Raw genomic sequence first — 12,861 nt, 5'->3', positions numbered from 1 at the left:
GGAATGGATGCATTGAATCGTCGTTTCAATAGCGAAGATTATTATCAAGTACTCTGGCCGCTGCTGTTGATGAGTTTGCTGATCTTACTGGTTGGCATAGGTTTTCGTTCCCCTTGGCCTGCTGACGAGCCGCGGTTTGTTGAGGTCGCGCGGGAAATGGTTGCCTCGGGCCAATGGTTATTCCCTACTCGGGGTGGGGAATATTATCCCGATAAGCCGCCAGTATTTATGTGGGCGATTGCCCTGTTTTATCAACTCACGGGGTCGTTAAAACTCTCCTTTTTACTCCCCAATGCTTTCTGCGGCTTGCTGACGGTATTCCTTGTCTATGATCTGGGTGCCAGATTGTGGAATGTGCGTGTTGGCCGCAACGCTGCACTATTGCTCCTTATCGTGCCGCAGTTTTTAATGCAGGCGAAAAATGCCCAGATAGATGCCATGGTGATGTGCTGGATAACCGTGGGATGTTACGGATTAATCAGACATTTTATGCTTGGGCCTAAGTGGCATTGGTATTTTATTGGCTGGGCATTTATGGGGCTTGGGGTGATCACTAAGGGGGTTGGTTTCTTGCCCCTGTTGTTGCTCATTCCGATTGGGATTTACGCCTTCAAAGATAAGACCCGTTTCGAGGGCCGCTTAACTTGGCTTTGCCTGGCGGGGCCTCTGGCCATGCTGGCTGTGATTGCCTGTTGGTTAGTGCCTATGGTGATGACGGTTCAAGCCCATGGCACGCCCGAGATGGTGGCCTATCAAAATAATATTTTGTTTAAGCAAACGGGCGAGCGTTACGTCAATGCTTGGCACCATATCAAGCCATGGTACTTCTTCGTGCTGAGCGTGATCCCTTGGATGTGGTTCCCGATTTCGCTGCTGGTGGTCGCCTATTGGAAACAGTGGCTGCAAAAGGTAAAAGCCGATCCCACCATTGCGATTCTGCTGATTTGGGTCGGGCTCGTGGTGCTGTTTTTCAGTATCAGCCCGGGCAAGCGCAACGTGTATATTCTGCCCGCATTACCTATGTTGGCCCTCGCTGCGTCGGCGGTATTAACGGGTGTTTCACCCAAAGCTTGGTTTGAAAAACTAGTCACTGGTGTGTTGTGGTTCTTGGGTGCGCTCGTGTTGGTGGCCGGTGTGCTGGCATTTATCCATCACCCTGCGCTTGTCAAAGCGCTGGCGGACTATACCGATGATCTCACTGGCATTGGTTACTTATTTATTTTGCTCGGGGTGCTTTGGTGTGCCTTGCTGTGGCTGGCGCGTCGTCAGTTTGCCCTGGTTAAGGTGGGGCTGGTTTCCGCCTTGGGCTGGGTGCTGGTGAGCACTTGGGGTTATTCGATGCTCGATGAAATGCGCACCCCCAGAAGCCTGATGCTACACACTGCCGAGGTGATAGGTGAGGATGCCGAACTTGGCCTAGTAAACTTCAAAGAGCAATTTATTCTGTTCTCGCCCATGAGTGTGACGCACTTTAGTTATCTCGCGCCGGTAGAAGAGCAGGAGCGTAACGCGTGGCAATGGATGCAGGAGAACAAACAGCGTTATGTGTTAGTGCCTAGCGGTGCCGAGCTGAGTTGTTTCGATATCAAAGGCGGTAAGAGCATGGGGATTGCCCACCGTGACGAATGGATTTTGTTATCTGCGTCAGAGCTTAAGCCTCAGTGCCAAGCGCCAGAGCGTGTTTACCGCTACTTTACCGACCATCCAGGTCGTTGGTTAAAAGAGTAATCAACAGCCATATCGAAGAAGCTAAAAATGCCTGCAATTGCAGGCATTTTTATCGGCGAGATTAACGCGTCTGGCAGATGCCGCAAAATACTGTGGTGCGTTGACCTAGGCGGATTTCGCTGAGTAGATTGCCGCACTGAGTGCAGGTTTCGCCGCCGCGGCCGTAAACATGCAGCTTTTGCGCGAAATAGCCGGGTTTACCCTCGGCATTGGTGAAGTCTTTAAGCGTAGTACCGCCCTGTTTGATGGCGTGGGCGAGGATTTGTTTGACCTCGGCAACCAGTACCGTTAAGCGTTCAATATCTATCTTGCCGGCCTCCGCCTCGGGGTGTATTCCTGCGGCAAACAGTGCTTCGTTGGCGTAAATATTTCCCACACCCACCACAATATGGTTGTCCATCAGGCAGAGTTTGATGGCCTTCTTCTTGCCCGCCAGTGCGGCAGCTAACTGATTGACGTTAAAGGCGTCGGTCAAAGGTTCTGGCCCGAGTTTTTCCAGTAGCGGATGGGCTTCCTCTGGCAATTGGCACCATAACCAAGCGCCAAAACGTCTAGGATCGTTAAATCGCAGAATTCGGCCATTGGCGAGGACAAGATCGATATGGTCGTGCTTCTCCACTGGCGTGTCATGGGGCAGGATCCGCAAGCTGCCCGACATCCCCAAATGCACTATGCTGGTGCCAGCATCGGTATCGATTAACAGATATTTAGCGCGGCGACGCACTTGGCGTATGGTTTGGCCGATGATCTGTTTGGCAAGTTCGGGAACGGGCCAACGCAGTGAGGCGTTACGGATTACGAGGTCAACCACGGTTTGTTCGACAAGATGTGGGGCTATGCCCTGACGGGTGACTTCGACTTCTGGTAATTCCGGCATGATTGAGTTCTTTTAGGTAATAGATTAGCTGGTGGATTTGGCATCGAGAATAGGCTGTAAATCGGCCCTTAGGCTGGGGGGCACTAAATACCAGTTGCCAGCGGGTGATTTGAGCACACCGTCCTCGGGGAAATAAATCCAACGTTGCGATTGGCGGATCTCGGCAATTTGGATCACCAGTTCCTGCGGTTTGCCTGTGGGTTGTGGTGCCTCGCTGAGGGGCGAGACTTTTAGGCCTTGCCAAGCCTTGGCCCATTGAGCGCAGTTGAGCACCAGCGGATCGCACTCCCAACCTGAGGCTTGTTTATGCAGCCACACACCATCTAGCTGCAACTGTGCCAGCGGCGCATTGTCATCAAATAACAGTTGGGCATCACTCGGCACATTATGGGTTTTCTTGTCCATAAACGTCAGCACCGCAATGATAAAAATGCAGGCAAGAATAATGATGTTATTCCACTGTTTACGAGTAAGCGCCATAGGAAGAGTGACACAAAAAAGGAGACTGATGCCATGAGTGTATCACGGCAAAATAGAGATGCTAGCCCTAGGACGAAGGGGTTAACCGCCAGTGCTATTCATAAAGCGCAGGATTTGCACGCCACTATTATCGAAAACATGCTGCTTAGGTTTGAGCTTGATACCTTGGTGAATCGCGGTTTTAAGGCGCTCAATGTCCCCGGGATATTCTCGCACAATGCTTTTTAAATCAATGGAGTGTTCATTACCTAGGCAGAGTAATAATTGCCCCTCTACGGTTACGCGCACTCTATTACATTCGTGGCAAAAGTTGTGGCTATGGGGTGAGATAAACCCGATATGAATCGGACTATCCGCCATGGTGTAGTAACGCGCGGGGCCGCCAGTGCGCTTATTGGAAAGTTGCAGGGGATAATGCTCGTTAATCATGGCCTTAACTTCATCACTGCTGCAATGACGCGCGTCTTTGCGCTCGTCCATGTCACCCAGCGGCATTTCTTCAATAAAGGCGATATCTAGGTTTCGGTCACGGCAAAAATTAACCAGATCAATCACTTCATGGTCGTTTTGCTGTTTAAGGATTACCGCATTGATTTTAATGCGCTCAAAACCTGCGGCGATGGCCGCATCAATCCCTTCGAACACACGTGCTAACTTACCGTTGCGTGTCAGTTGGGTAAAGACCTCGGGGTTAAGGGTATCTAGGCTGATGTTTAAGCGCTTAAGACCCGCATCAAACATAGGCTTGGCAAACTTACTGAGCCTAGAACCATTAGTGGTCATCGATAAATCTTTAAGCCCTGGTAGCTTGCCCAGTAAGTGCACCAGTTGATCGCAATCGCTACGCACCAAGGGCTCGCCGCCGGTGAGGCGAATTTTTGTCACCCCCAGTTCAGTGAAAGCTTGGGCAATCCAAGCCAACTCTTCGAGGTGCAGGACATGGTCTTTGGGCAAGAAGCAGGGATCTTCCGTCATGCAGTAGACACAACGGAAGTCGCAGCGATCAGTCACTGAGAGTCGTAAATATTCGACCTGACGGCCAAAGGCATCCACGAGTTGGCTCATAGGGACTCAGTGGCTCTTATAGAAGATCGGCAAAAGGTTGAATAAACACGGTTTCACCCGCATTCACCGCCTCAGCATCATCTCCAATGATGATAAGGCAATTGCCTTTGACCATAGAGCTGAGCATGCCCGAACCTTGGTTGCCAGTGCTGGTTACGTGCAGCCTGCCATCATTACCGAGGCGATAAATTCCGCGGATAAACTCAGTGCGGCCCGTGCGGCTACGGAGAGTTTCATCGGTAATCGCCGGGAATAACGGCGCCTGCCAGTTTGTTTCACCGCCGAGTTTACGCAGCGCAGGTTGCACAAATTGCAGGAACGACACCATCACAGCCACCGGATTGCCGGGTAAGCCGAAGAATAGGCTATCGCCGACCTTACCAAAGGCGAGTGGGCGACCGGGGCGCATATTGATCCGCCAGAAGTCGATATTGCCAAGGCGCGCTAGCACGGCCTTGATGTAGTCGGCGTCGCCAACGGAAACACCACCCGAGCTGATCACCACATCGGCCTGCGCCGCGGCTTTGGTTAAGGTCGCTTCGAGTGCGCTTTCGGAATCTTCAATAATACCTAAGTCAATGACGTCACAACCTAAACGTTTTGCCATTGCCTTGATGGTGTAACGGTTTGAGTCATAGATACAGTTTGGATTCAGAGCCTCGCCGGGTTGGCTGACTTCATCCCCGGTTGAGAACACGGCCACGGTCGGGCGACGATAAACCGTCACATGGTCAAGGCCGAGGGAGGCTAATAAGCCCTGTTCGGCGGCGCTTAGGCGTGTGGCTTGGGTGAGGGCGACTTGGCCTTGGCCTATGTCTTCACCCGCAAGGCGAACGTGTTGGCCCTGTTGAATGCGGCCGTCGAAACTGACCTTGGCATTGGCCTCGTTAGCCAATTCTCGAGGTTGAACTGTATCTGCGCCAGCGGGTACGGGCGCGCCCGTCATAATGCGCACGGTTTCACCCGCTTTGAGTGTGCCCGAATATTGATGTCCGGCTAAGACTTCACCGACTAAGGTAAAGCTTGTAGGCAGCGGATCTTGATAGGCGAAGGCATAACCATCCATCGCCGAGTTGGTTTGTTGCGGCACATCCACGGGCGAAATGCTGTCGCGGGCAAGCACGCGGTTATCTAATGCATCTAAACCTATGTCTTCCACCTCAGAGACTGGGGTGACATGGGATAAAATCTGCGCCAAGCCTTGGCTCACGCTGAGGTTTTTATCGCTGCCCAAGGTGCAGGCATCGACAGTCGCTATAGGTAATGCGGGGTTGGGTGCTTGCCAGCTATTGGCATATTCCATAACAAAGTCAGCAATTTGCGCGACATTGTTGAGGTCGAGTCTTCTTAGCTCGCTCGGCAGCTCTGTGTCATCACAGCAAGCGATGGCGAGAATGTTGTCGTCTTGGGTATAGATAAACGGCTTACCGTGGGCGGCGCGGTGTAGCTCAATTTTCGGTAGCGTGAGTTTTTTAAAGCCTTCGACTAAGACGATATCGACTTTATCGGCTTCAATTTGCTTGAGTAGGTGGACTAACTCTGGGTCGCCATCGCGGGCATCTTCGGTCATTAGCGCCCAACGCACATGGGAGGCGACTAGCATTTGCCGCGCGCCGGCTTTGCGCATCTCGTAACTGTCTTTACCGGGAATATCGACATCGAAATTGTGGTGAGCATGTTTGATCACCGCCAGACGCAGGCCGCGTTGATTTAATTCGGGGATCAATTGCTTGAGTAGGGTGGTTTTCCCCGTGCCGCTATAGGCACAAAATCCGAGAACGGGAATAGATAGCGGATTGACGAAGGGAGTACTCATTTGCACCTCTAATCTAGGAAATTTGAAGCCTTAGCTTTGGTTTATCTCTGCAGCCAGTCGTTGTTTTTGTTCTGGCGTGTTCACATTGACGAAGGCATTGGGTTGATCGGCAAAGGCCGCCACGGCAAAGCGGTGTTTTGCATACCAAAAATCAATTTTACGCTCACCCGCTTCGAGAAAGGCGGTCATCGACTCGCGCAGGCTCGGCTTTAGTAACATCACCACCGGCTGCTCACGCTCACCATCGCTGGCAACGGCAAGTTCAGCATCGTTTGCCTTAATGGCGGCCAATAAGCGGGCGACTAAATCCCGCGGCAGCAGCGGACAATCGCAGGGCACCACGAGCAGATAGTCTGCTTGAGTGTGACCCATAGCAGTGATCATGCCCGCCAAGGGGCCGAGAAACCCAGTATGCTCATCGCTCAACACAGTAAAGCCGAACTCAGCATAACGTGTTTGGTTACGATTTGCGTTGATCAGGATCTCCTTAACCTGAGGTTTTATCCGCTCGATAGTGTGTTCAATCATGGCCTTGCCGTTTAGCTCGACGAGGCCTTTATCGTCCCCGCCCATACGGCGCGCCATACCACCGGCAAGAATTACGGCATCAATTTGCAACGACATATAAAGATCCCTGTGTGGAGTTTGTGGGCGTTTGCTGACGGGAGGTTATCACCTGTTGGTCTTCAATGTGCCACTGCTGCTCGCAAATGGTGGTGAGCGCACAGTTTTGGTGGCTGCTTAATAGCATTCCCGTCCCTTGCTGTTTGAGCTGTTGGATCATTTGCAGCACTAAGGCTTGGGAGTCTTTATCCATGTTGGAGGTCGGCTCATCGAGCATCAGTAACTTTGGCTGCAATATCCACGCGCGGGCGATGGCGAGTCGTTGTCTTTCGCCGCCGGATAAATTGCTGGCTCTGGCCTGCAATAACGAGCCTAATTGAGCCATTTCAATCGCTTGACCTATCCTGCGTTTAGCCTCGGTTTTTGAGGCCGCAAAGGGGAGCCCGTAGGTCAGGTTGTAATTGACTGTGCCATCGAATAGATAGGGATGCTGGTGGAGGTAAACGGCTTTGCCCAGCAAAGGGTTGCGTGTCCACCATGCGTCCTTTTTAAAGCCGCTGACTTCAATCTTGCCCTTAGATGGCGGCTGTAGACCCGCGAGGATCTTCATCAGGGTCGACTTGCCCGAGCCGTTGTCACCCTGCAAATAAATGACGTTCCCTTGGCACAACTCTAGGCTATGGGCTTTGAATAATAAGCGCGGGCCAAAGGACATTTCCAAGTCACGGGCGATCAGTTTGGCTTGGGTCATCACTTAATGGCTCCTTGGCGTTTCTTTGCCACGTAAACTACCTAAGGCAAAGTTGAGGATCAAGGCCAAGATTAGCAGCACTAGTCCGAGGGCGATAGCTTGGGCGAAATCGCCTTTACTGGTTTCCAGCGCGATAGCCGTCGGGATATTACGTGTCACGTTTAAGATGTTGCCACCGACCATCATAGAACAACCGACTTCGGTGAGAATACGGCTAAAGGCCGCGACAATCGCCAGCAATAACGGCATACGAAGTTCACGGCACACTGTCCAGACCGCGCTAAACCAAGAGGCGCCTAAGGTGCGAGAGGTTTCCCATGCACGGCGATCGACACTGGTGAAGGCCGCTTGACTCATGGCGATCATCACGGGGGCACAAATCATCATTTGGCCGAGGATCATCCCCTCTTGAGTGAACAACCACTTTAAATCCCCTAGTGGGCCGTTGCGGGTCAAGATCAGATACACCAGCAGGCCGATAACGACAGTGGGGATCGATTGCAGTGTTTGCACTAAGTTTGTGACAAACCACTTTCCGGGGAAATGGGCAAACGCCAACACAAAACCGAGCACCATAGAGGGGACTAAGGTGATGAGCAGCGCCGCGAAAGAAACCGAAAACGAGACAGAGATGATGGACCAAACGTCGGGGTCCAATGAAAACAGCAGGCTTAACGCCTGCTGTAACAGTGCTAGCCAGCCTTCGCTCATTCGCTATAGGTTGCCTTGAACAGTTGCTCGCCTTCAACTTTGAAGTTGTTGATCATGGCTTGACCTTCTTTGCTGATCAGCCAGTCACTGAAGGCTTTGGCGCCTTTGTGGTTCAGATCTGGGTATTTAGCTGGGTTGATCAGAATCACTTGGTATGGGTTCGCTAGGGTTTTACCGCCATCGAAATCCACACCTAAGTCCAGCTTAGTTTTGTAAGCCACGAAAGTACCACGGTCAGACAGAGTGTAACCTTGTAATTCGTTTGCCATCAGCAGGGTTTTACCCATGCCTTGACCTACTGAGGTGTAACCTTTGAAGTCAGGAGTCACGCCTGCGGCTTTCCATACTTCTAACTCTTTGATGTGAGTGCCTGAGTTGTCACCACGAGACACAAAAGGCAAGCCAGATTTGGCGATTTTCGCGAAGGCTTCTTCAGCCGTTTTGCTTTCACGTAGTTTTGCTGGGTCGTTTTTAGGACCTAACACCACGAAATCGTTTTCCATAATGCCACGTGGCTCAACACCAAAACCGTCGGCAACAAATTTTGCTTCGGCACTTGGGGCGTGGGTCATCACTAAATCCACATCGCCTTGCTCACCCAGTTTCAGCGCTTTACCGGTACCCGTTGCGATAACTTGTACTTTGTAGCCTGATTCACTTTCAAACTTAGGCAGTAATTCTTTTAACAGGCCTGAGTTTTCAGTACTAGTGGTGGTGGCTAACTTGATCACTTCAGCCGATTGAGCGGGTAACACTGTGAGCATGCTGGCTGCAACAACCAGGCCCAGTAATGACTTCATATGGGATTTCACGTTTAGCATGGATACTCCTTGGCGAAAAATAGGGTTCCGACTCAATTGCCTACTGAGTGGGAGGTTCCGTAAATTGTAATGCGTTCGATTGAAAGCAAATAAGATGCCAAACCAATAATTGCACATTTACATTCACAGCTTGATCTAAATTGTGACCCTGATCTCAGGCTCAACAAATAGTTTGCAGACAAATTGTCTCAGCGCATGCTTCTTATGGTTCATAGTGACCTATTTGTCTAGTTTCAATGCTAGAATTGGTCGCAATTGAGTCAAAATGTCCAGAAGTGAGCACTATGAGCCAGATAGATAATAACCTCAAGCCCCTTCCTTCCGCTGTGTCGGTCCTGATCGTCGATGACGAACCGGGGATGCGTAGCTTTTTGAATAAGGCGCTCTCGAAGAAATTCGCCTTAGTCGAAACGGCGGGCAGTATTGAAGATGCTGAGCAGTTACGTAGTCGCTGCCACTTCGACCTATTGATTGTCGATATCCGTTTACCGGGTCGCTCGGGTATCGAGTGGCACGAAGCCTTAGATGAACAAGGCCGCCGCTCCGATGTCATTTTTATGACAGGCTATGCGGATTTAGAAGTCGCGATTAAAGCGCTGCGAGCTGGCGCCTCAGACTTTATTATGAAGCCCTTCCATCTCGAGCAGATGATGTCGGCGGTTGACCGTTGTATTGAACGCCGTTTGCTGCGCCGCGAAAACTTGATGCTGCGCCGTGAGGTCTCCATCGGCTATTCCTCTACCATTATTGGCAGTAGCGAAGCCATGAAGTCGGTCAAGCAAGTGATTGAGCGCGTGGCACCGACCAATGCCGTGGTGTTAATTCAAGGCGAATCGGGCACGGGTAAAGAGCTGGTCGCGCGCCAATTACACTTACTCAGCGGCCGCCAAGGGCCATTTGTGCCCGTTAACTGCGGCTCGATTGCCCCCGAACTACTGGAGAGTGAACTCTTTGGCCATACGGCGGGTGCTTTTACTGGCGCAAAGGGAAATCGCGAAGGCTTATTCAGTTTTGCCTCCGGCGGCACTATTTTCCTCGATGAAATTGGTGAGATGCCCCTCAAGATGCAGACGGCACTGCTCAGGGTATTAGAGCAAAAGGCGATTCGCCCCGTCGGCAGTGAGAAGGAAGTGAATATCGATGTCCGGGTGATTGCGGCTACTAACCGCACGCTGGTGGATGAAGTCGAGGCGGGTAACTTCCGTCGTGATCTTTATTATCGATTGAATGTGCTGGATATTTTAATTCCTCCCCTGCGTGAGCGTCCGGAAGATGTGGTCGAATTGACCCATCACTTTACTCGCCAGTTAGCGGCCGAATTGGGTGTGCGTGAAGTCGTGTGGAGCCATGAGGATATGGTGAAGCTGCAACAGCACGAGTGGCCAGGCAATATCCGTGAACTGCGCAATATGATTGAACGCTGCATTCTGCTCGGCAAGCCGCCAGCGGAATACTGGAAACAACAGGTGAAGACAGAGTCTTCGGCTTCTCAGGGTTATCCCTTAGATTGGCCGTTGAAAGAAGTGGAAAAACACCATGTGACCAGTGTGGTGGATCTGCACTCTGGCAATAAATCGGCGGCGGCGAGGGACTTAGGCGTTTCCCGTAAGACCTTAGATCGCAAGTATAAAGAGTGGTTTGACGTTAGCGACGAGCAGGAGTTCTAAGTGTCGTTTTTTACTCACTTTTTTGGTGTCAGTTGGCAGCAAATGCAGGCCAAAGTGCGTTATCGCATTCTGATCCTCACCTTGCTGCCGATTTTGCTCACCTTGGTGAGTTTAGTGTTTATCACTATTTACTGGAATATCAGTTACACAGGCAAGCAACTGTTTATGAAAGTAAAAGCCGATCTGGCTGTGGCTGAAAATACTCTGCAACAGGTGCAAGTTCGTCAGGAGAAACAGCTCGAGAGAGTCATGACCTCATGGACTTTTCAGAATGATTTTCGGCCCATTCTCACTGGCGAGTTGGCCCACAGGGCGAGTATAGATGCCTTTCTAAATGAGCAAAAAAAGCAACTCGATCTGGATTTTCTAAGGCTTGTCAGTGTGGCCGAGGCCGCGTCAGACCCGGATTTGCGACAAATTTTACCGAAAATGGGTGGTCTTTTACCCTATTCGGGGCTGATGGTGTTATCACCTGAACGTTTGGCGCGGGTTGATCCGGATTTAGCCCAAAGGGCGGCGATTCCCTTACTGGCGACATTGCGGGCGCAAAGCCCGAATAAACAAGTGGAAGACCGTGGTCTACTGAGCCGCAGTTTGCTGCCGATCCCCGATTTTGAGGGCAAAGTGGCTTGGTATCTCGATGGCGGCGTGCTGTTTAATCGGGATACGCGTATCGTCGACCATATCCGCGACCTCGTGTACGACAAGGGCACGCTGCCGGAGCGTTCCATCGGTACTGTGACCATTTTCCTCGACAATATTCGTGTCTCAACCAACGTACCTTTGCATTTTTTCCCACAGTCGAATGAACCCCAAGGGCGGGCGCTCGGCAGTTTAGTGTCGGAGGAAGTGCGCGAAAAAGTGCTGAATCACGGTGAGTTATGGGTCGATCGCGCCTTTGTGTTTAACGATTGGTTTATTTCCGCCTACGCGCCCTTAGAGGATATCCGTGGGCAACGTGTCGGTATGATCTATACCGGATTTTCAGAATCGCCCTTTATTCATAACTACCTGCTTAATATCATCGAGTTAGGCACCATTCTGATGCTGGTGCTGCTGATCTCCGGCTTGTTGGTGTACCGCGGCGCTTACAGCTTGTTGCAACCGATTGAGCGGATTCACCATGTGGTGCAAGCGGTACAGTCAGGGCGCAATGTGCGTATCGGCGCCTTAGGGCTGGATAGGGATAACGAGCTGGCGAATCTTGCCGAGCAGTTCGACCGTATGCTCGACCTATTGCAGCGGCGTAATGCTCAAATCCAAGCCGCGGCCGAACAACTCGAGATGAAGGTCGAGGAGCGGACTCGTAGTTTGCAAGATAAGACCTTAGAGTTGCAGCGTAACGTGGCGCTGCTCAATGAGACTCGCCAGCAGTTAGTGACCAATGAAAAGTTAACCGCGCTGGGTGAGTTAACCGCAGGGATTGCCCATGAGATCAATAATCCAACGGCGGTGATCCTCGGCAATATGGAGCTGTTGCGTTACGAGCTTGGTGACAATGCCGAAGTAGTAAAAGAAGAAATCGATCTGGTTATTCAACAGGTTGGTCGTATTAGCACTATTATCCGCAGCCTGTTGCAATACAGTCGTCCTGGTGAGTTTAACGCTCCCTTAGAGATGCACCCCATTACGCCTATCATCGAGGAAATGCTGGTATTAGTACGGCACTCGATTCAAAAACAAGAAGTTGTACTGATAACCGAACTGAACGCTAGTTGTCCCGTGCAGGTTAACCGCCCGCAGTTGTTGCAAGTGCTGATTAACCTTGTGGTTAACGCAGCCCATGCGATGGACGGTAAGGGCAGGATTTGGATTCGCACCTATGATTGGCTGCAGCAAGATATGCCTATTGGGGTGAAAATTGAGGTTGAGGACGAAGGCTCTGGGATTGCGCCTGAGCAGCTAGGGCGGATTTTTGATCCCTTCTACACCACGCGTAAGGACGGTACTGGCCTTGGATTATCCTTAAGTTACGGCATTATCAAGCGTATCGGCGGCACCATAGAAGTGAGTTCTGTACTGGGTAAGGGGTCTATCTTCACCATTGGTTTGTACCATGAGGCGAAGGAAGATCAGCAAAATAACCCCTACGATGGTTTACATTTTTCCGGTCAACCCACCGAGAGGTGATCCTAGAGTGGCGGTGCTTCAAATGCTATTTAGGACGGGTCATTAGCTGAATAAAAGGCAAAAAAAAGCCGGATGATGAATCCGGCCACAAAAGAGTGTGTGTGAGCAATGTCGTGCTTGCAAACTCAGGAGCACTTTAACAACGTCAGATTACCAGTCATCCGTGTTAAAGATGAGTTTTGGAACGCAAGTTAACGATAATCATTCTCACTTGCGTTTGCAAGCTATTTCTCGAAAAAAATACACTTTTT

The 12,861-nt window shown here is 51.0% G+C and carries 11 protein-coding genes; 3 read left to right on the top strand and 8 right to left on the bottom strand.

Translation table 11 applies throughout. The features are described from left to right. The first annotated feature begins 3 nt into the window (after positions 1-3). Positions 4-1,728, top strand: a complete 1,725-nt coding sequence (locus tag SHEWMR4_RS20250; protein ID WP_011624603.1) for an ArnT family glycosyltransferase — start codon at positions 4-6, stop codon at positions 1,726-1,728. A gap of 61 nt (positions 1,729-1,789) precedes the next feature. Here the strand turns inward: SHEWMR4_RS20250 and mutM are convergent, their stop codons facing one another. The 8 genes from mutM to SHEWMR4_RS20210 all read right to left on the bottom strand — a co-directional run bounded on the left by mutM (position 1,790) and on the right by SHEWMR4_RS20210 (position 8,813). Next, positions 1,790-2,605 carry a bifunctional DNA-formamidopyrimidine glycosylase/DNA-(apurinic or apyrimidinic site) lyase gene (mutM, locus tag SHEWMR4_RS20245; protein ID WP_011624602.1) on the bottom strand — a complete coding sequence of 272 codons (816 nt, stop codon included), beginning with the start codon at positions 2,603-2,605 and terminating at the stop codon, positions 1,790-1,792. 24 nt (positions 2,606-2,629) lie between these two features. Then, positions 2,630-3,085: a hypothetical protein gene (locus SHEWMR4_RS20240; protein ID WP_011624601.1), complete on the bottom strand. Its 456-nt coding sequence runs from the start codon at positions 3,083-3,085 to the stop codon at positions 2,630-2,632. 81 nt (positions 3,086-3,166) lie between these two features. After that, the gene (moaA, locus tag SHEWMR4_RS20235; RefSeq protein ID WP_011624600.1) at positions 3,167-4,150 is read right to left on the bottom strand and encodes a GTP 3',8-cyclase MoaA; all 984 of its coding nucleotides are present in this window, start codon (positions 4,148-4,150) and stop codon (positions 3,167-3,169) included. 16 nt (positions 4,151-4,166) lie between these two features. Beyond that, entirely contained in the window at positions 4,167-5,966 is a 1,800-nt protein-coding gene (locus tag SHEWMR4_RS20230) for a bifunctional molybdopterin-guanine dinucleotide biosynthesis adaptor protein MobB/molybdopterin molybdotransferase MoeA (RefSeq protein WP_011624599.1), read from the bottom strand. Between the two features lie 30 nt (positions 5,967-5,996). After that, complete coding sequence (mobA, locus tag SHEWMR4_RS20225) at positions 5,997-6,590, bottom strand: molybdenum cofactor guanylyltransferase MobA (protein WP_011624598.1); 594 nt, start codon at positions 6,588-6,590, stop codon at positions 5,997-5,999. Further along, positions 6,574-7,281, bottom strand: a complete 708-nt coding sequence (locus SHEWMR4_RS20220; RefSeq protein ID WP_011624597.1) for an energy-coupling factor ABC transporter ATP-binding protein — start codon at positions 7,279-7,281, stop codon at positions 6,574-6,576. Before SHEWMR4_RS20220 ends, mobA begins: the two co-directional genes overlap by 17 nt. A 3-nt stretch (positions 7,282-7,284) precedes the next feature. Further along, positions 7,285-7,992: an ABC transporter permease gene (locus tag SHEWMR4_RS20215; RefSeq protein ID WP_011624596.1), complete on the bottom strand. Its 708-nt coding sequence runs from the start codon at positions 7,990-7,992 to the stop codon at positions 7,285-7,287. Further along, positions 7,989-8,813, bottom strand: coding sequence for a substrate-binding domain-containing protein (locus tag SHEWMR4_RS20210; protein ID WP_011624595.1), 825 nt, complete (start codon positions 8,811-8,813; stop codon positions 7,989-7,991). Before SHEWMR4_RS20210 ends, SHEWMR4_RS20215 begins: the two co-directional genes overlap by 4 nt. A 284-nt stretch (positions 8,814-9,097) precedes the next feature. Between SHEWMR4_RS20210 and SHEWMR4_RS20205 the strand changes: the two genes are divergently transcribed. Then, positions 9,098-10,480: a sigma-54-dependent transcriptional regulator gene (locus tag SHEWMR4_RS20205; RefSeq protein ID WP_011718787.1), complete on the top strand. Its 1,383-nt coding sequence runs from the start codon at positions 9,098-9,100 to the stop codon at positions 10,478-10,480. Beyond that, entirely contained in the window at positions 10,481-12,610 is a 2,130-nt protein-coding gene (locus tag SHEWMR4_RS20200; protein WP_011624593.1) for a cache domain-containing protein, read from the top strand. The last annotated feature ends 251 nt before the right edge of the window (positions 12,611-12,861 follow it).

It is taken from the genome of Shewanella sp. MR-4 (assembly GCF_000014685.1).
Taxonomy (GTDB): Bacteria; Pseudomonadota; Gammaproteobacteria; order Enterobacterales; family Shewanellaceae; genus Shewanella.
Note: the sequence above shows the minus strand (reverse complement) of the source record. Positions and strands in the feature narration are given on the sequence as shown.